9 protein-coding genes are annotated in these 19,010 nt (G+C 75.4%); 6 read left to right on the top strand and 3 right to left on the bottom strand.

From position 1 onward, the window contains the following. Window positions 1–69 precede the first annotated feature (69 nt). The 3 genes from ACIQGQ_RS32215 to ACIQGQ_RS32205 all read left to right on the top strand — a co-directional run bounded on the left by ACIQGQ_RS32215 (window position 70) and on the right by ACIQGQ_RS32205 (window position 4,312). Window positions 70–1,503: a purine-cytosine permease family protein gene (locus tag ACIQGQ_RS32215; RefSeq protein ID WP_402402621.1), complete on the top strand. Its 1,434-nt coding sequence runs from the start codon at window positions 70–72 to the stop codon at window positions 1,501–1,503. A gap of 74 nt (window positions 1,504–1,577) precedes the next feature. Next, window positions 1,578–3,215, top strand: a complete 1,638-nt coding sequence (locus ACIQGQ_RS32210) for an amidohydrolase (RefSeq protein ID WP_402402618.1) — start codon at window positions 1,578–1,580, stop codon at window positions 3,213–3,215. Then, window positions 3,212–4,312 (top strand): C45 family autoproteolytic acyltransferase/hydolase, encoded by a 1,101-nt coding sequence (locus ACIQGQ_RS32205; RefSeq protein ID WP_402402616.1) that lies wholly within the window; start codon window positions 3,212–3,214, stop codon window positions 4,310–4,312. The genes ACIQGQ_RS32210 and ACIQGQ_RS32205 overlap by 4 nt, the downstream gene beginning before the upstream one ends. Window positions 4,313–4,370: 58 nt before the next feature. On the opposite strand, the gene ACIQGQ_RS32200 is transcribed toward ACIQGQ_RS32205, so the two are convergent. The 3 genes from ACIQGQ_RS32200 to ACIQGQ_RS32190 all read right to left on the bottom strand — a co-directional run bounded on the left by ACIQGQ_RS32200 (window position 4,371) and on the right by ACIQGQ_RS32190 (window position 6,818). After that, on the bottom strand, window positions 4,371–4,721 hold the full coding sequence (locus tag ACIQGQ_RS32200; protein ID WP_402402614.1) for a zf-HC2 domain-containing protein: 351 nt from the start codon (window positions 4,719–4,721) through the stop codon (window positions 4,371–4,373). 212 nt (window positions 4,722–4,933) lie between these two features. After that, window positions 4,934–5,602 carry a response regulator gene (locus ACIQGQ_RS32195; RefSeq protein WP_402402611.1) on the bottom strand — a complete coding sequence of 223 codons (669 nt, stop codon included), beginning with the start codon at window positions 5,600–5,602 and terminating at the stop codon, window positions 4,934–4,936. Next, window positions 5,574–6,818, bottom strand: a complete 1,245-nt coding sequence (locus ACIQGQ_RS32190; protein ID WP_402402608.1) for a sensor histidine kinase — start codon at window positions 6,816–6,818, stop codon at window positions 5,574–5,576. The genes ACIQGQ_RS32195 and ACIQGQ_RS32190 overlap by 29 nt, the downstream gene beginning before the upstream one ends. Before the next feature lie 403 nt (window positions 6,819–7,221). Between ACIQGQ_RS32190 and ACIQGQ_RS32185 the strand changes: the two genes are divergently transcribed. From ACIQGQ_RS32185 to ACIQGQ_RS32175, 3 genes are read left to right on the top strand one after another with little or no spacing between them, the layout of a single operon-like run. Next, window positions 7,222–14,073 carry an SDR family NAD(P)-dependent oxidoreductase gene (locus ACIQGQ_RS32185; RefSeq protein ID WP_402402606.1) on the top strand — a complete coding sequence of 2,284 codons (6,852 nt, stop codon included), beginning with the start codon at window positions 7,222–7,224 and terminating at the stop codon, window positions 14,071–14,073. Next, entirely contained in the window at window positions 14,070–18,587 is a 4,518-nt protein-coding gene (locus ACIQGQ_RS32180; protein WP_402402603.1) for a beta-ketoacyl synthase N-terminal-like domain-containing protein, read from the top strand. Before ACIQGQ_RS32185 ends, ACIQGQ_RS32180 begins: the two co-directional genes overlap by 4 nt. Continuing rightward, a complete protein-coding gene (locus ACIQGQ_RS32175) occupies window positions 18,577–18,921 on the top strand; it encodes an acyl carrier protein (protein WP_402402600.1) in 345 nt (114 codons plus the stop codon). The genes ACIQGQ_RS32180 and ACIQGQ_RS32175 overlap by 11 nt, the downstream gene beginning before the upstream one ends. The last annotated feature ends 89 nt before the right edge of the window (window positions 18,922–19,010 follow it).

The raw sequence follows: 19,010 nt of genomic DNA, 5'->3' as shown, positions 1-19,010 counted from the left end.
TGTGACCAACATGCAGTTGGCCAGTTGCCCAATAAAGGACCACGGCCGGCGGAACGCGAGAGGTCCTCGATGACGACGACACAAACCGGCTCCTCCGCGAGCCCCCTGGACGAACCCGGCTCCGAGCGCGCGGGACACGTCGAGACCAGGGGCATCGACCTGGTCCCGGAGGACGAGCGCGGCGGTCGGCCGCGTCAGCTGTTCGCCGTCTGGGCGGCGCCCAACGTCAGCTATCTGAGCTTCGTCGTCGGCGCGGCGCTGATCCTCATGGGCCTCACCCTCCCCCAGGCCCTCGGTGTGATCGCGGCCGGGAACCTGCTGTGGATCTGTACCGGCATCCTCGCGGCGAGCGGACCGGTCGCCGGGACGAGCGGATCGGTGATCAGCCGGGCGTTCTACGGGATCGTCGGCAACAAGGTGGTGCTGGTGGTGACCGGCTGGCTGATCGCCGCCGCCTACCTCGCGCTGAACTGGTCGGCCGCCTCGGTCGCCGGGATCGGCCTCGCGGGCCGGTTCGGCCTGCCGGACAACACGGCCGTCGACGCCACGGTCATCTGCCTGATCGCCGGTGGCACGCTGCTGATCGCGATCTTCGGATACGCCACGATCGTCCGCCTCTACACCGCCCTGAGCGTGCTGCTGACCGTGGTGTTCTTCGTGGTCACGGGGTACGTGCTCGCCCACACCGACTGGTCCTACGCCCCGGCCGAACCGCTCAAGGGCGGCGCGCTCGCGGTGGCGCTGGCCACCGGCTTCACCCTCATCGCCTCCACGCCGCTCTCGTACAGCAACAGCCCGGACCTCGCCCGTTACCTGCCGCGCGACAGCAGCCCGTTCGCCGTCGCCGGATGGACGGCGCTGGGCGCGTACCTGCCGAGCACCGTCTTCACGATGGTCGGCGCGCTGGCGGCGACCACCCTCGACATGAGCGAGCCGGAAGCCGCGCTGGAGAGCATCCTGCCGGGCTGGTTCATCCCCGTCTTCGTCATCGCGGTCGTCGTCAACACCATGACGAACAACGGCATGACGGCCTACAGCGCCAGCCTCTCCATCCAGTCGGTCGGCGTGCGCCTCGCACGTGTCCCCGCGGTCCTGATCATCGGGGTCCTCGGCACCGTCATGACGCTGTACGCCATCCTCGTCTTCGACTTCCTGACCAGCGTCCAGACCATGCTCCAGCTGGTGGTCGTGGTGACCGGACCGGCCATGGCGGTGGCGGTGTGCGACCTGCTGCTGCGGCGCAACCGCTACAGCGGGGCGGACCTCATGGAACAGCGGCGCGGCGGCCCGTTCTGGTACCGCGGCGGCTTCCACCGGGCCGGGTTCCTCGCCATCGTGACCGGGGGCGTCGTCTCCGCGCTGTGGGTGAACACCAGCTTCTGGATCGGCCCGATCGCCGGGGCGCTGGGCGATGTCGACCTGGCGATCCCGGCCGGGATGATCACCGCCGCCGCCGTCTACTGGGCGGCCGCCCGCGCCCTCGGCAGCATCCCGCGCGGCTGACCCGCGCCCGGTCCGCGCGCCGGACCGGGCGGGAAAGCCGCCCCTCACCCTCCGCAAGACCCGAAGGAACCCCTGTGTACGCCGACGTCATCGTGTACGCCCAGCACATCGAACACCTGGCCGGGGAGGCCGTGGACGCCTCCGCCGACGCCGACGCCGTCGCGATCGCCGACGGCCGGATCGCCGCGGTCGGCACCGCGGCGGAGATCGACGGGCTCCGGGGCCCCGGGACGGTCGTCCACGACTTCCCGGGCGCCACCGTCCTGCCCGGCCTCACCGACATCCACGCCCACCCCGTGTGGGGGTCGATCTCCATCGGCAGCGGGGTGGACCTGTCCGGCGCCGCCACCCTGGAGGCGGTGTTCGACCGCCTGGCCGGGGCGGTGGGGACCGTAGCGGCGGACGAGTGGATCAGCGGGTACGACCTCGATGTGAACGTCTTCGACGGCGAACCGGAGGGCTCCGTGTTCGAGGAGCGCTTCCCCGGCCGGCCGATCTCGCTGATGACCAGCGACGCACACGCGCTGGTGGTGAGCCCCCGGGCGGTGGAGCTGGCCGGGCTGACCGGCGAGGAGACCTTCACCGACGCCTCCTGTGTCGAGGTCGGCCCGGACGGCCGCCCCACCGGCTACGTGGTCGAGCTCCAGGCGATGGACCTGGTCTTCGCGCACTACCCCGAGGTACCGGTGGAGACGGCCGCCGGTTACGTCCGCGAGCAGCTCGAACAGCTCGCGCGCGGCGGGCTGACCGGGCTGCACGCGCTCGACTTCTCCGACCCCTCCGAGGAGGTGTACCGGTACCTGGAGGACCACGGCGAGCTGCCGCTGCGCATCCGCTGCTCGCCGCTGGTCCCGGCCGACTCGCCGCCCGAGGTCTGGCAGGAGGTCGCCGGACTCCAGGGCCTGCGCGGGCGGCGCTGGCACGTCGAGGGCGCCAAGTTCATGCTCGACGGGACCGCCGACAACGGCACGGCCTGGTTCGAGCAGCCCGACATCCACGGCGAGAACCGCGAGCCGCTGTGGCGCGACACCGAGGCGTACCGGGCGGCGATGCGCTTCTTCACCGAGCGCGGCATCCCGACCGCCACCCACGCGATCGGTGACCGGGCCGTCCGTTTCGCCCTCGACGTCATCGAGGAGGTCGGCCCGGCGGGTCGCGCCCCGCACCGCATCGAGCACCTCGAATCCGTCCCGGACGACCTGCTGGACCGGTTCGCCGCGCTCGACGTCGTCGCGAGCCTCCAGCCCGTGCACGGCACCCGGCACACCCGCGCGGACGGCAGCGACAACTGGTCGCGGCGGATCGGCCCCGAGCGCGCCGCCCACGGCTGGCGCACCCGCGACCTGCTGGACCACGGCGCCGTCGTCGCGCTCGGCTCCGACTGGCCCATCGGCCCCGGCGATCCGCGCGTCGGCCTGGCCGACTGCCAGCTACGCCGCCCGGTCGAGGAGTCCGACGCCGCGCCCGTCCAGCCCGGCCAGGCCGTCACCGCCCGCGAGGCGTACACGGCGATGACCGCCGCCGCCGCGTACGCCGCCGGGGCCGGGGACGAGCTGGGGCGGATCGCGCCCGGCTGCCTCGCCGACCTCACCGTGTTCGCGGCCGACCCGCTCCGTCTGGCCCCCGAGGCACAGCCCGGCAACCCCGTACTCGCGACGGTCGTCGGCGGTGCCGTACAGCTCCACCCGCACACCGTGAAAGGACAGTCGTGACCACGACGCCGATCCCCCGCCCCGCACACCGCCGCCATGTCGAGGCCGCCGGCGCCGACCCGCGCGCCCGGGGCGTCGCCCGGGGCGAGCAGCTGCGCGACGCTCTGCCCGCCGCGATCGACACGTACGACCGGCTCTTCGCGCTCGGCGGGATCTCCCCCGCCACGGTGCGCGGGGACGCCGAGCGGGCCCTCGACGACATCGGCCGGTTCCGCCCCGGGGCCCGTGCCGAGATCGAGGGCATCGCCCACGGCTCCGGCACCGACCTCTGGCGCGTCGCCGCCCTCAACGCGCGCACCGAGATCCTGGCCCGCAGCGCGACCGTGCCGCCCGGCGAGTGCACCACGCTCGTCCGCCGGACCACCGGGGCCGACGGCCCGGCGCGCACCTTCGGCGTCCAGACCTGGGACTGGCACGTGGAGCTGAGCGGTGCCTGGCACACCCAGGAGATCCGCGGCGGGCGCCACGCCTTCGTCGGTCTCACCGAGGACGGCATCCTCGGCAAGATCGGGGTCAACAGCGCCGGGCTCGCCCTGCACTTCAACATCCTCGGGCATGTCCGCGACGGTGTCGGCGGCGTCCCCGTGCACGTCCTCGCGGCGATCGTGCTGGAGGAGGCGGGCAGTGTCGCCGAGGCGGTCGAGCTGGTGCGCTCCGCCCCGCTGGCGTCCTCGGGCTCGTTCGCCCTGTTCGACGGGGTGGACGCGGTGCTGCTCGATCTCAGCCCGGCCGGGGTGTTCCCGGTGGAGGCCCGGGGCGGCACGCTCGTACGGACCAACCACTTCCTGACCCCGGCCCCCGCGAAGGACGAGAAGACCTGGCTCTACCAGCCGGACTCGGGCGAGCGGTACGACTTCGTCCGCGCCCGCCTCGACCGGGCACCGGCCGCGACGCCCGAGGAGCTCGCCGCCGTGCTGGTGACGGGCGAGGGCGAGCCCGCGGTGACCTGCCTGCCGGACCCGGACAAGCCGCTCGGGCAGCGCTGGGCCAGCCTGGCGACGGTCGCCCTGGACCCCGCGACACGTACCGCCCGGGTCCTCGACGGCACACCGGCCGACATCGGCTCGCGCGACTGGCGCGTGCTCACCGCCGGCTGACCGCCCCGCGCCCGCCCCCGGACCCCGACGGGTCCGCCGGGCGGGCGCGCGGGTCCGCTCAGCCGGCGGACGCGTACGAGGTGGTCTTGCTGACCCACTGGGAGAGTGTGATCTGCCGGGTCGCGGCGCGCTCCGCGCCGCGCCGCTCCGAGGGGGCGTCCCCCCGGCCCGGTCCCTGGCCGTGGGCGAGGGCCTCGCGCAGCAGGGCCAGATGGGCCGGGACCTGCGCGGGGCGGCCGTACGCCGTCCGGCAGGCGGGGCAGGCCGCCAGGTGGGCGGCCACGGCGCGGGCCTCGTCGGGGGCGAGGGTCTCGGGTGCGTTGGCGGCCAGCTGTTCACGGATCGTGCGGCATTCCTCGGCAAGGGGCTTCTTGCCGGACGTCTCGGTCAGGCAGCGGGCTCCGGTCATGGCGAAACCTCCGTTCATGGCCCCACCATCCCCCGGCGAGGGGTCCGGACACATCGTCCGCACACAGTGATTCGCGCCTACCACGGCTGCGGTATCCGGTCCGCCGGTGTACTGCCGGGTCCGCGGCCCGGCGCCCGGCGGGCTCTCAGAGCCCGTCGGGGTGACCTTCGATCGATGGGCGTCCGCCCGGTCAGAGGTCGCCCGGCGGGCTCTCAGGCCGCCGGGCTGACCAGCCCGCACTGGTAGGCGACGACCACGAGCTGGGCGCGGTCCCGGGCCGCCAGCTTGGTCATCGCCCGGTTGACATGCGTCTTCGCGGTCAGCGGACTGACGAACAGGCGGTCGGCGATCTCCTCGTTGGACAGGCCCAGCGCGGCCAGCGCCGTGACATCGCGTTCCCTCGGCGTCAGGCAGGCCAGCCGCTCGTGCACCCCGACCGGGCAGGGGTCCGGCTGGGCCAGGAACCGGGTGATCAGGGCCCGGGTCGCGGTCGGCGACAGCAGGGCCTCGCCGCTCGCGACCGTACGGACGGCGTCCAGCAGCTCCTCCGGCCGGGCCCCCTTGCCGAGGAATCCGCTGGCGCCCGCGCGCAGCGCCTCGGCGACGTGCTCGTCGTCCTCGAAGGTGGTCAGGACGAGCACCTTGACCCCGGCCGTGCCGTCCGCCTCGGTGATCAGCCGGGTGGCCTCCAGACCGTCCATCTCGGGCATGCGGATGTCCATGAGGACGACGTCCGGGCGCTCGGCGGCGGCCAGTGCGACCGCCTCGCGGCCGTCGGACGCCTCGCCCACGGTCTCCATGTCCTCCGTGGCGTCGAACAGCATCCTGAAGGTGCCCCGCAGCAGGGCCTGGTCATCGGCAAGCAGTACGCGGATCGTCATGCCCGTCCCTCTGGTCCCGTGCCGGTCCGGGGCGGGAGCGGCCGGGGCGCAGCGGCAGTTCGGCCGTCACCGTGAATCCGCCCTCGGGGCGTGGTCCCGCGCGCAGTCGGCCGCCGATGGCGGCGGCCCGTTCGCGCATGCCGATCAGTCCGTGACCGGCGCCCGGATGCGGACGGCGCGGTCCGTCGGACCCGTCGTCCTCGACGGTGATCGTAAGGCGTTCGCGGTGGTAGTGCAGGCAGAGCCGGGCGCGGTCGGCGCCGGCGTGCTTGCGCACATTGGTCAGGGATTCCTGGACGATGCGGAACGCGGCGAGGTCGACGGCCGGGTCCAGGGGGCCGGCGTCGCCGTGCCGGGTGTGGCTGACGGACAGCCCGGCACGTTCGAAGGAGGCGAGCAGGGCGGGCACCTGGGCCAGGCCCGGCATGGGGGCGCGGGGGGCGACCGGGTCGTCGGACTGCCGCAGCAGCCCCACGGTCACCCGCAGTTCGTCCAGGGCGGAGCGGCTGGTGTCGCGGATGTGCTCCAGTGCGGTGAGGATCTGTTCCGGCCGTTGGTCCACCAGGTGCACGGCGACGCCCGCCTGGGCGTTGATCAGGGCGATGTGGTGCGCGACGATGTCGTGCAGTTCGCGGGCGATGCGGACCCGTTCGGCGGCCACCCGCTGCCGCGCCTCCTGCTCACGGGTGCGTTCCGCGTGTTCCGCCCGTTCCTCGACGGCCAGTACGTAGGCGCGGCGCGAGCGCACGCCCTCCCCCACGGCGGCCGGCAGCGCGGTCCAGGCCACCATCGCGAGGGTGTCGGGTTCCAGCCATGATCCCGCGGCGCCCATCGTGGAGGCGCCCACCAGGACGGCGGCCGAGCCGGCGGCCGCCGTCCACGCGGTACGCCGGTCGGTGCGCACCGCCACGGTGTAGACGGAGACCAGGACCGGGCCGGCCACCAGCGGGCTGTCGCGGACCCCGAGCAGCTGGAAGAGCACGCCGCAGCCGGTGGTGACGGCGAGGACGCCGACCGGGTGACGGCGCCGCCAGACGAGCGCGGCGCAGCCGATCGCCGCCACGAGCACCGTGGACCAGCGCATCTCGAAGGTGCGCTGGTGCGGATTGACCGAGGCCGCCACGACGGACAGCACGAACAGCACCACCGCGCGCATCGCGTCCGCCGCGAGGCCCCGGGCCGGTCCGCCCGGCCGCCACACCTGGGTCATGGCCATTCCCCCACCGTAGGGGCGGGGGACGAATCGGGCATCGGCTGGGCCGGGCGCCCGTGCGGGCCGTGCGGGAGGGGCCCCGGCCCGGCCTCCGTGCCGCGCGTCGGGGGCACCTGGAGACGGAAAGCCCTTTCGGGTTGCTGTGACCTTCGACACACCGCATGTTTCATGCCGGACACACGCATGTCCTACACGTGTCATGACCATGACTTGCAGGTGACGGCCGGTGCACACCCACGTGAGGAAGTCCGCATTGCCGCGCCTCGGGGTCTTTGCGGTTCACACCCGCTTAACGCGCGTAGACACCTTGGCCGGGAGAGGACATCACGACCTGTTGACCCCGCTGATCCCGCACCAGTTAACTACCGCAGATCACGCCCAACGGACCCTTGAATCGGGGGACTTCATGCCGATGCCGTTACCCGGCGCACCCGCTCTGCCCTCGGCGCCGGACCTGGTCATCGCGGTCAATCCGCTCCATCGCCCCTCCCCCCGGCTGACCGCCGCGGCGGCCCGGGCGGGCGCTCTCGGAGTGCTGGAGCTGCCCACGGGGGACGCGCGCGGGGCCGAGGAGTTACTGGCCCGTACGGACCGGTGGACCCGGGCACCGTTCGGCGTACGGATCCGCCCCGGCTGCGTACTGCCGGACGACGACGGCCCCGGGTCGCTCCCCGGGCGCGCCGGGACCGTCCTGCTGGCCGATTCCGCCCGCCGCCCCGCCGACTTCCCCGGCCGCCGGGTCCTGGTGGAGGTCATCTCCCTCGCCGAGGCCCGCACCGCGGCCCGGGACGGGGCGCACGGCCTGGTGGCACGCGGTCACGAGAGCGGCGGCCGGGTCGGCGAACTGAGCACGTTCATCCTCCTCCAGCAGATCCTGGCCGACGAGGCACTGGACCTGCCCGTGTGGGCCGCGGGCGGCATCGGCCCGTACAGCGCGGCGGCGGCCGTCGCGGGCGGCGCCGCCGGAGTGGTCCTCGACACCCAGCTGGCGCTGTTCGACGAGGCCCAGGTGGCCGCCGGGACCGCCGAGGCCCTGCGCGGGCTCGACGGCTCCGAGACCGTCGTCCACCACGGCCACCGGGTGCTGCGCCGCCGGGGTCCGGCCGCGCCCGCGCTCCCCGGGGACGCCGAGGAGTTCACCGCCCGGATCGGCGGGGACGACCCGGGCACCCAGTTCCTCCCCGCCGGGCAGGACGTCTACCTGGCCGGTTCGTTCGCCCGGCGGTACCCGGACGTCTCCCGGGCGCTGCGCGCGGTACGGGGCGCCGTGGCCGGGGCGCTGGCCGACGGCGCGGCCGGCGAGGCGCTGGCGGCGGGCTCCGCCGGGGCCCGGACGCTCGGCACCGCCCTGCCCATAGCCCAGGGGCCGATGACCCGGGTCAGCGACCGGCCCGCGTTCGCCGCCGCCGTCGCCGCCGAGGGCGGGCTGCCGTTCCTGGCGCTGGCGCTGGCGGGGCCCGAACGCACCCGCGCGATGCTGGAGGAGACCCGGGCGCTGCTCGGGGGGAGCGCCTGGGGCGTCGGCATCCTGGGCTTCGCGGACGACGCGGTGAAGGAGGCCCAGCTGGAGGTGGTCCGCGAGCTGCGGCCCTCGCACGCGATCATCGCGGGCGGAAGGCCCGCGCAGGCCGCCGCCCTGGAGGCCGAGGGCATCACCACCTTCCTGCACGTGCCGTCGCCCGGCCTGCTGCGGCAGTTCCTGGCCGCCGGGGCGCGCCGGTTCGTCTTCGAGGGTTCGGAGTGCGGCGGCCATGTGGGACCGCGCGGCAGCTTCCCGCTCTGGCAGGCGCAGACCGAGGTGCTGCTCGACTTCCTGGCCGAGTCGGGCGGCCGGGGCGCCGACGAGCTGACCGTGCTCCTCGCGGGCGGCGTCCACGACGAGCGGTCGGCGGCGATGGCGGCGGCGCTGGCCGCCCCGCTGACCCGGGCCGGGGTGGGCTTCGGCGTACTGATGGGCACGGCGTACCTGTTCACCGAGGAGGCCGTGGCCGCCGGGGCGATCCAGCCGCTGTACCAGCGCCAGGTGATCGCGGCGGACCGCACCGATCTGCTGGAGACCGCCCCCGGGCACGCCACCCGGTGCGCGCACTCCGCGATCACCCGCGACTTCGCGGCCCTCAGGGACGAGCTGCGCGAGCGCGGGGTGCCCGACCGGGAGGCGTGGGAGCGGCTGGAGCGGTTCAACGTCGGCCGGCTCCGGCTGGCGTCCAAGGGCATCGAGCGGGTCGGCGACGAGCTGCTGACGGTGGGCGAGGAACGCCAGGCGCACGAAGGCATGTTCATGGCCGGCGAGGTGGTGGTGCTGCGGCACGGCCCGACCGGGGTGGCGGCGCTGCACTCCTCGGTGACCGAGGGCGCCGCCCGGCTGCTGCGGGAGCGCGCCCCCGCTCCGGCGGCGCCCGCCGAGGAGTCCGCGCCGCTGCGGATCGCGGTGGTCGGGATGGCCGGGATGTTCCCGGGCGCGGCCGACCTCTCCGAGTTCTGGGCCAACGTGCTGTCCGGGAAGGACTGCGTGACGGAGGTTCCGGCGGACCGCTGGGACCCGGGGCTGTACTACGCGCCGGACGGCGACGGGGAGCGCACCCCGTCCCGCTGGGGCGGCTTCCTGCCCGAGATCCCCTTCGACCCGCTGGCGTACGGCATCCCGCCGGCCTCGCTCGCCAGCATCGAGCCGGTGCAGCTGCTGGCGCTGGAGGCGGCCCGCCGCACGCTGGCGGACGCCGGGTACGACGCGCCGGGCACCGACCACCGGCGCACCTCGGTGATCTTCGGGGCGGAGGCGGGCAGCGACCTGTCCAACGCGACGGCGCTGCGCACGGTGCTGCCCTCGTACATCGGGAGCATCCCGGCCGGTCTCGACGAGCAGCTGCCCCGGCTGACCGAGGACTCCTTCCCGGGGATGCTGGCCAACGTCATCGCGGGCCGGATCGCCAACCGGCTCGACCTGGGCGGCGCCAACTACACGGTGGACGCGGCCTGCGCCTCCTCGCTGACCGCGGTGGACGCGGCCTGCAAGGAGCTGGTCACCGGCACCAGCGACCTGGTGCTGTGCGGCGGCGCCGATCTGCACAACGGCATCAACGACTACCTGCTGTTCTCCTCGGTGCACGCGCTCTCCCCCTCCGGCCGCTCGGCCACCTTCGACAGCGGCGCGGACGGGATCGCGCTCGGCGAGGGCGTGGGCTGCGTGGCGCTGAAGCGGCTCGCCGACGCGGAGCGCGACGGCGACCGGATCTACGCCGTCATCGACGGGGTGGGAAGCGCGAGCGACGGCCGGGCACTGGGGCTGACCGCGCCCCGTCCCGAGGGCCAGCGCGCCGCGCTGGAGCGGGCGTACGCGGGCGCGGGCGTCTCCCCCGCCGAGGTCGGCCTCGTCGAGGCGCACGGCACCGGGACCGTCGTCGGCGACCGCACCGAACTCGCCACGCTCACCGAGGTGTTCACCGAATCGGGTGCGGCGCCCGGGAGTTGTGCGATCGGATCGGTCAAATCGCAGATCGGACACACCAAGTGCGCGGCGGGCATGGCCGGTCTGATCAAGACGGCGCTCGCCCTGCACCACGGGATCAGGCCGCCGACGCTGCACGTCCGCGAACCGAACGCGGCCTGGTCCGAGGAGACCAGCCCGTTCGTCTTCCACACCGAGGCGAGTCCGTGGCCGGTGGAGCCGGACCGGCGGGTCGCCGGGGTCAGCGCCTTCGGCTTCGGCGGCACCAACTTCCATGTGGTGATGCGGGCCCACGAGCAGACCCCGGCGCCGCACGCCCTGGAGCGCTGGCCCGCCGAGCTGTTCGTCTTCCGCGGCGCGGACGCGGGGGCGGCCGGCCGCTCCGTACGGCGGCTGCTCGACCTGCTGGAGCGGGGCGGGCCCTGGCGGCTGCGGGACTACGCCCGGCACGCCGCGCACCGCGCCGACCGGGCCGCGCTGAACGGGGAGCCCGTCCACTACGCGGTGGTGGCCGAGTCGCTCGGGGCGCTGCCCGGTCTGCTGGAGCGGGCGGCCGCCGGTGAACACGCCCCCGGTGACGGCGTGTTCGGCGCCGAACGGGAGCGGGAGGGCCTGTACGGGGAGACCGGGGAGGTTCCCGCCGAGGCGCTGGCGTTCCTCTTCCCGGGGCAGGGCAGCCAGAAGCCGGGCATGCTCGCGGACCTCTTCGTCGCCTTCCCCGAGCTCCACCGCCATCTGCATCTCGGCGCGCGGTGGGCCGGGGTGCTGCACCCGCCCGCCGCCTTCGACGCGGAGACGAAGGCCGGGCAGCTGGCCCGGCTCACCGACACGGCGGTGGCACAGCCCGCGCTGGGCATCGTGGAACTGGCCGCGGCCGAGCTGCTCGGCGGGCTGGGGGTACGGCCCGCGATGGCGGCCGGGCACAGCTACGGCGAGCTGGCCGCGCTGGGCGCCGCCGGGGTGTTCGCGCCGGAGGACCTGCCGGCGGTGAGCGCCGCCCGTGCCTCGGCGATCCTCGGCGCGGTCGACGGCGGCGACCCGGGGGCGATGGCCGCCGTGAAGGCCTCCGCCGAGCGGGTCGCGGAGGTGCTGCGGCTGACCGGCCACGACGGCGACGTCGTCACCGCCAATCACAACGCGCCGGAGCAGACCGTCGTCTCGGGGCCGACCGCGTCGGTGGAGGCGGCCTGCACCGCGTTGCGGGACGCCGGTCTTCCGGTCGTGCGGCTCCAGGTGGCCTGCGCCTTCCACAGTCCGCTGCTGTCCGGTGCGGGCGATACCTTCGCCGGACGGCTGGCCGGGGTCGAGGTGCGTCCGCCCGCCTTCGACGTGTGGGCGAACCGGACCGCCGACCGCTACCCGGACACGCCCGGGGAGATCCGCGCGTCGCTGGCCGCCCAGATCGAGTCGCCGGTCCGGTTCACCGAACAGATCGAGGCCATGTACGCGGCGGGCGCCCGGGTCTTCGCCGAGATCGGCCCCGGCCGCACGATGTCGCGGCTGGTGGGCGCGATCCTCAAGGGCCGCCCGCACCGCACCGTCCCACTGGCGGCCGACCACCGGGGCGGATTGCGCGGACTGCTCGACGCGCTGGCCCGGCTCGCCGTCCTCGGCGTCGACGTCCGCCTCGCCCGGCTCGTCCAGGGCCGCTCCGCCGTCGACCCGGAGACCGCGACCGCGCCGCGCGCGGCGGGGTGGACGGTCGACGGCCATCTGCTGCGCCGCGCCGACGGCACCATCCCGTCGGGCGCCCTCCATCCCCCCACCCAGATATCGGAGTCGGTCGTGCCGGAGCATCCCCACCCCAGCGGTTCCCCGTCCGGACCCGACGCCCTGATCGCGGAGTTCCTCCGCAGCAGCCGGGAGATGGTCGCCGCCCAGCGCGACGTACTGCTGCGCTACCTGGGCGGCCCGGAGGGCGGTCCTCCGGCGCCCCTGTCAGTGCCGGGCACACCGGTGTACGCCCCGGCGGCGGTCTACGAGCCGCCCGCGCTGCCGGCCGCCCCCGTCCCCGTCACTGTTCCCGCCGTGCCCGAGGCGCCCGCCACCGACCGGGCGGGGGTGCTCGCCGCCGTCCTCGACGTCGTCGCCGACCGCACCGGCTACCCGGTCGACATGATCGAGCCCGGACTCGACCTGGAGGCCGACCTCAGCGTCGACTCCATCAAGCGCGCCGAGATCGCCGGCGAACTGGCCGGCCGGCTCGGCCTGCCCACCGACACCCCGGAGGGGCTGGACCGGCTCAGCGCGGCCCGCACCGCCGCCGCCCTCACCGACCTCCTCGTCGAGGCGCTCGGCGACGGCTCCCCGGAGCCCGGGGCCGCCGCACCGGACGCGCCGGACGCGCCGGAGGCGGAGAGCGAGGCCGTCGAACCGGAGATCGTCGCCCCCGTCCGGCTGGAGTTCACCGAGGAGGAGCTGCCCGGGGTGGCCGCCGCGCTCCCGGCCGGGAGCCGGGTGCTGCTGCTCGGCGGTGGTAAGGCCGCCGAGGCGCTGGCGGACCGGCTGCGGGCCGCGGGCGCCGACCCGGTCACCGCCGACGACGTACCCGACGACCTCCCCGGCACCGTGTTCTACCTGGGCGCCCTGGACGCCGACGCACCGCCGCTGCCCGAGGCGCTGCCGCTGTTCCAGAAGCTGCTCGCGGCGGCCCCGGCCCGGCTGGTCGCGGTGGAGCGGCGGGAGACCGGTGCGGTGACCGGGCTGCGCGGCTTCTTCCGCACGGTCGCCCGCGAGTACCCCGAGTGCGCCGCGACCCTGCTGGAGGTGGCGGCGGACGCCGGTGCCGGGGACGTCGCCGGGGCCCTGCTCACCGAGGCGGCGGCCACCGACCGGGAGCCGGTCGTGCTCACCGACGGCACCGTCCGGCGGGCGCTGCGGCTGACCCCGACCGGGTTGGGCGCGCTCGCCGAGACCGGTGCGGGCCCGGCCGGGGACGGGGTGGCGGAGGCGGAGGCCGCCGGTCTCGACCGGGACGCCGTGGTGCTGCTGGTCGGCGGCGCGCGCGGCATCACCGCCCGGTTCGCCCGGACGCTGGCCGCCGCGAGCCGCTGCCGGCTGGTCCTGATGGGCCGCACCCCGGTCCCGCCGGAGACCGAGGACCCGGCGACGGCAGGGGCGCGGGGCCGTGACGCGCTGCGCCGGGCGCTGCTGGCGGCGGGGCTGACCCGGCCGGCCGAGATCGAGCGCCGGCTCAACGCCCTGCTGGCGGCCCGCGAGGTGCGCGCCACCCTGCGGGAGCTGGCGGAGCTGGGCAGCGAGGCCCGCTACCACTGCGTGGACGTGCTGGACACCGAGGCCGTGAACACGGCGGTGAAGGAGGCGCACCGGGAGTACGGCCGCCTGGACGGGGTCGTGTACGCGGCCGGGGTCATCGAGGACCGGCTCATCGCGGAGAAGACCGCCGACTCCTTCGCCCGGGTCCTCGCCACCAAGGTCCAGGGGGCACGGGCGGTGCTGGACGCGGTGGACTCGCTGCCCTCCGGGCCGCGGTTCGCGGTGCTCTTCGGCAGCATCGCGGCGGCGCTGGGCAACCGCGGCCAGAGCGACTACGCCACCGCCAACGACGCCCTGGAGGAGCTGGGCCGCCGCTGGACCCGGCCCGGACGGCGCGGGCTCACCGTGCACTGGGGGCCCTGGGCCGCGGCGGAGACCGGCGGCGGCATGGTGACCCCCGAGCTGATGCGCTCGTACGCGAACCGGGGCATCAAGCTGATCGACCCGGAGGAGGGCCCGCTGAGCCTGCTGCGGGAACTGGCCTGGGGACCGGCCGGGACGTACGCCGCGGTCTACACCGCGTCGGGCTGGTGACCGGCGTGACCGCACAGACCCCGGTCGCCGTCGTCGGCATGGACGTCTTCCTGCCGGGCGCCGGGGACCTGGACACGTACTGGCACAACATCGTCGGCGGGGTGGACGCCATCACCGAGGTGCCGGACGACGGCTGGGACGCCGGGTTCTACGCGCCGGGCGCCACCGGCGGCGACCGGCGCAGCGACCGGATCTACTGCCGGCGCGGCGGGTTCGTGGACCGGACGGCCGAGTTCGACGTGGCCCGGTTCGGGATCATGCCGTCGTCGGTGGCGGGGACCGAGCCGGACCAGCTGATCGCGCTGGAGGTGGCGTACCGCTCGCTCCAGGACGCGGGGGGCGACGGTGTGCTGCCGTCCGCGCGGGAGCGGGCCGGGATCGTGCTGGGCCGGGGCGGCTATCTGACGCCCGGCCTGGTCCGGCTGGACCAGCGGGTGCGTACCGCGAACCAGTTGGTGCGGACGCTGGGCGAGCTGGCCCCGCACCTCGGCGAGGAGGAGCTGGAGCGGGTCCGGGCGGCGTTCACCGAACAGCTCGGACCCGAGCGGCCGGAGTCCGCGATCGGGCTGGTGCCCAATCTGGTGGCCTCCCGGGTCGCCAACCGGCTCGACCTGCGCGGACCCGCGTACACGGTCGACGCTGCCTGCGCGTCCTCGCTGATCGCGGTCGACCACGCCGTGCGCGAACTGGCCTCGGGGCGCTGCGACCTGATGCTGGCGGGCGGGGTGCACCACTGTCACGACATCACCCTGTGGAGCGTCTTCAACCAGCTCGGGGCGCTCTCCCCCTCCGAGCGCATCCGCCCCTTCCACCGGGGCGCGGACGGGGTGCTGATCGGCGAGGGCACCGGGGTGGTCGTCCTGAAGCGGCTCGCCGACGCCGAACGGGACGGGGACCGGGTCTACGCCGTGGTCACCGGCACCGGGGTGGCGGCGGACGGCCGTTCGGCGAGCCTGCTCGCCCCGGATCCGGGCGGGCAGGTCCGTGCGGTGCGCCAGGCGTGGCAGGCCGCCGGGCTCGACCCCAGGGCCGCCGGCTCGATCGGTCTGCTGGAGGCGCACGGCACCGCCACCCCGGCCGGCGACGGGGCCGAACTCGCCACGCTCGCCGAGGTGTTCGGCCCGGCCGGGGAGGACGGCCGGGCGGCGATCGGCTCGGTGAAGTCGATGATCGGGCACACCATGCCGGCCGCCGGGATCGCCGGGCTGATCAAGGCGGCTCTGGCCGTGCACCACGGGGTGCTCCCGCCGACGCTGCACTGCGAGGACCCGCATCCGGCACTCGCGGACACCCGGTTCGCCCCGCTGGCCCAGGCGCGGCCCTGGCCGGATCCGGTGGGCGGCGCGCCGCGCCGGGTGGGGGTGAACGCCTTCGGGTTCGGCGGGATCAACGCCCATGTGGTGCTGGAGCAGCCGCCCACGGCCGTGCCCCGGGCGGTGCCCCGGGTGACGGTGAGCGAGCCGGAGCGGGTGCTGCGGCTGGCCGCCGGAACGGTCGACGGGCTGGCCGCACTGCTCGCCGGTGACGACGCCTCGGTCCTGGCCGCGGGCCGGGACGAGAAGGCGCCGGGCGGCGGTCCGGTGCGCCTCGGCATCGTCGACCCGACCGAACGCCGGCTGAAGCTGGCCCGCAGGGCCGTGGCCAAGGGGATGCCGTGGCGGGGCCGCAGCGACGTGTGGTTCACACCGCGCCCGGTCCTGGGGGCGGGCGGCGGGCGGACCGCCTTCGTCTTCCCCGGCCTGGAGGCCGAATTCACGCCGCGCGTCGAGGAGTTGGCCACCCGCTTCGCGCTGCCGTGGTCCCCGGGCTCCGACGCCCGGGTCGGCGACGTGGGGCGGCACGGCGCCGCCGTCTTCCAGCTCGGCCGGCTGCTGGACACCGCGCTGCGCCGGGTGGGTGTGGAGCCGGACGCCGTCGCCGGGCACAGCGTGGGCGAGTGGACGGCGATGGCCTGCGGCGGCATCCACGCCGCCGACGAGGTCGACGCGTTCCTCTCCGCCTTCGACCCGGACGCGCTGCGGGTGCCCGGGGTCGCCTTCGGGGTGCTGGGCCTGCCCGCCGACCGGGTGCTGGCGGAGCTCGGGGACCGCGAGGACGTCGTGCTCTCGCACGACAACGCGCCGCGCCAGTCGATGATCTGCGGCCCCGAGGAGGAGGTGGCCGCCCTGGTGCACCACTTCCGCTCCCAGGGGGTCGTCTGCCAGGTGCTGCCGTTCCGTTCCGGGTTCCACACCCCGCTGCTCGCGCCGTACCTGGGGCCGATCCGGGAGGCCGCCGAGCGCTACTCGCTGCACCCGCAGACCACCCCGGTCTGGTCCGCGACCACCGCCGCGCCCTTCCCGGCCGGTGCGGACGCGGTGCGTGAGCTGTTCGTCCGCCATCTGCTGGAGCCCGTCCGCTTCCGGGAGACGGTCCTCGCGCTCCACGCGGCCGGGTTCCGGGCTTTCGTGCAGCTCGGGGCGGGCCAGCTCGGTTCGTTGATCGACGACACCCTCGCCGGGCAGGACCGGCTGGTGGTCTCCGCGCACTCCTCGGCCCATGACAGCCTGGCGCAACTGCGCCGGGTGGTGACCGCGCTGTGGGTGGAGGGCGCCGCCCCCGATGTCGCCCCGCTGCTCACCCCGGGCGCCGCCGAACCGGCCGTACCCGCCGCCCGGGAGGCGGAACGCACCGCCCGCCCGGGGGTGCGGCTGGACCTCGGCGGGGCGCTGGTGTCCCTGCCCGCGCGGGAGCACGGGCTGCTGGCCCGGACGTCCGCGCCGGCGGCCCCGGCGCCGGTCCCCGGTGCGGCGCGCGATCCGCTGAGCGCCGAGCTGTCCGCGCTGCTCGACGCCACCGCGTCGGCGGCCAGGGAGCTCGTCGGCGCCCGCGGCCTCGCCCGCCGCTCCCCCGCCGCCCGGCCGGTCCGTCCGGCGAGTCCGGCGAGTCCGGTGGGTCCGGCAGTTCCGGCCCCGGCGGTCCGGCCGCCCGGGGCGGAGCGGGAGCTGCGGGTGGACGTGGCCACGATGCCGTACCTGCTGGACCACTGCTTCTTCCGGCAGCGTCCCGGCTGGCCCGACGAGGGGGACCGCTGGCCCGTGGTGCCCGCCACCACGGTCGTCACCCACCTCATGGAGTTCGCCGAGCGGGCCCGCCCCGGGACGCGCGCCGTCGCCGTGCACGACGTACGGCTGCTGAAGTGGATCGCCGCGATCCCCTCGGTGCGGGTGCCGGTGGAGGTGCGGGACGTGGCCCCGGACCGGGTGGAGGTCGCCCTGACCGGCTACTCCCGGGCCGTCGTCGAACTGGCGCCGCGCTACCCCGACGCCCCGCCGGTGTGGCCCGTCGACCCGGCCGCGGAACAGCGCCCCGAGCTGCGCGCGGAGCAGCTGTACACGGACCGGTGGATGTTCCACGGCCCCCGCTTCCAGGGGGTGAGCGAACTGACGGCCGAGGCCGACCACTACGTACGGGGCGTGCTGACCACCCCCGAGGCGCCCGGCGCGCTGCTGGACAACGTCGGCCAGCTGCTCGGCTACTGGATCATGTCGAAGCTCGACGAACGCACCACGGTCTTCCCCGTGGCCATGGAGCGCATCCGCTTCTTCGGCCCGCACCCCGCCCCCGGCACCCGGCTCACCTGCGCGATCCGGATCACCGAAGTGACCGGTTCGACGCTCACCGCCGACATGCGGCTCAGCCACGAGGGCCGGGTGTGGGCCGAGTTCACCGGCTGGCAGGACCGGCGCTTCGACAACGACGCGACGATGCGCGCGGTGGACCGCTTCCCCGGCCGCAACACCCTCTCCGAGCGGCACCCCGGCGGCTGGCTCGCGGTGCGGGAGCGCTGGCCCGATCTGGCCACCCGCGAACTGGTGATGCGCAACATGCTCGGCGGCGCGGAACGCGAGGTGTACGACGGGCTGAAGCCGATGGTCCGCCGTCGCTGGCTGCTCGGCCGGATCGCCGCCAAGGACGCGGTGCGCACCCTGCTGTGGCGGGAGGGCGCGGGCGACGTCTACCCGGCGGAGGTGGCCGTGCACAACGCCGCGTCCGGCCGGCCGCTGGTGCGCGGGGTGCACGGCCGCGAACTGGGCGAGGGCCTGGCCGTCTCGCTCGCGCACTGCGGGGAGACCGGGGTGGCCATCGCCCGCCGGGGCCCCTGCGGGATCGATGTCGAGGAGGTCGCCGACCGCTCGCGGGAGACGATGACGGCCTCCTGCGAACCGGCCGAACTGGCCCTGCTCGACGGTCTCGTGGCGGCGGGCGAGGAGGGCGCGGCGGTCTGGTTCACCCGGTTCTGGACGGCCAAGGAGGCGGTCTCCAAACGGCTCGGGACCGGGCTGCGGGGCCGCCCCGCCGACTTCCGGGTGGTGTCCGCGGCCCCCGACCGGCTGAGCGTCGTGGCCGGGGGCGTGGCGTACGAGGTGAACAGCGCCGAGCTGACCGGCGGCGCACGGGAGCCGGACGGGCGGCGGTACGTCGTCGCCTGGACGGCGGACGACGGAACGACAGGAGCCCAGGATGACCACTGAAGCGACCGAGGCGATCGGGGCCGCCGCGACGGCCACCGGCCCGGCGGACGAACTGCGCGCGAGGACCCTCGACGACATCGCGGGCATGCTCCGCGAACTGCTGGCCGAGGAGGGGCTGGACGACATCGGGATCGACCGGGACACCCGGTTCCACGACGACCTCGAACTGGAGAGCATCGACCTGGTCACCCTGGCCGGTTCGCTCCGCGAGCACTACGGCGAGCGGGTCAACGTGGCCCTGTTCATCGCCGATCTGGAGCTCGACGAGATCATCGCCCTGACGGTCGGCCGGCTCGTCGACTTCGTGACGGACTCGCTGCGGTCCGCCCCCTGAACCGGGCGCCCGTCCCGCCGGACGAGGCCCCCGCTCCCGGGCCCGTCCGGCGCTCCCGCACCACCTCTTCCCACGAAAGGCCCACCCCC

This window comes from Streptomyces sp. NPDC092952 (assembly GCF_044754785.1).
GTDB lineage: Bacteria > Actinomycetota > Actinomycetes > Streptomycetales > Streptomycetaceae > Streptomyces.
This window is presented reverse-complemented; position numbering and strand designations above follow the sequence as displayed.

What these genes read in the sequence shown, in the direction of transcription:
- ACIQGQ_RS32215 (WP_402402621.1), top strand. Translation starts at nt 70, where the DNA reads ATGACGACGACACAAACCGGCTCCTCCGCGAGCCCCCTGGACGAACCC.
- ACIQGQ_RS32200 (WP_402402614.1), bottom strand. Translation starts at nt 4,721, where the DNA reads ATGACCGGAGCCCGCTGCCTGACCGAGACGTCCGGCAAGAAGCCCCTT.
- ACIQGQ_RS32195 (WP_402402611.1), bottom strand. Translation starts at nt 5,602, where the DNA reads ATGACGATCCGCGTACTGCTTGCCGATGACCAGGCCCTGCTGCGGGGC.
- ACIQGQ_RS32190 (WP_402402608.1), bottom strand. Translation starts at nt 6,818, where the DNA reads ATGGCCATGACCCAGGTGTGGCGGCCGGGCGGACCGGCCCGGGGCCTC.
- ACIQGQ_RS32185 (WP_402402606.1), top strand. Translation starts at nt 7,222, where the DNA reads ATGCCGATGCCGTTACCCGGCGCACCCGCTCTGCCCTCGGCGCCGGAC.
- ACIQGQ_RS32175 (WP_402402600.1), top strand. Translation starts at nt 18,577, where the DNA reads ATGACCACTGAAGCGACCGAGGCGATCGGGGCCGCCGCGACGGCCACC.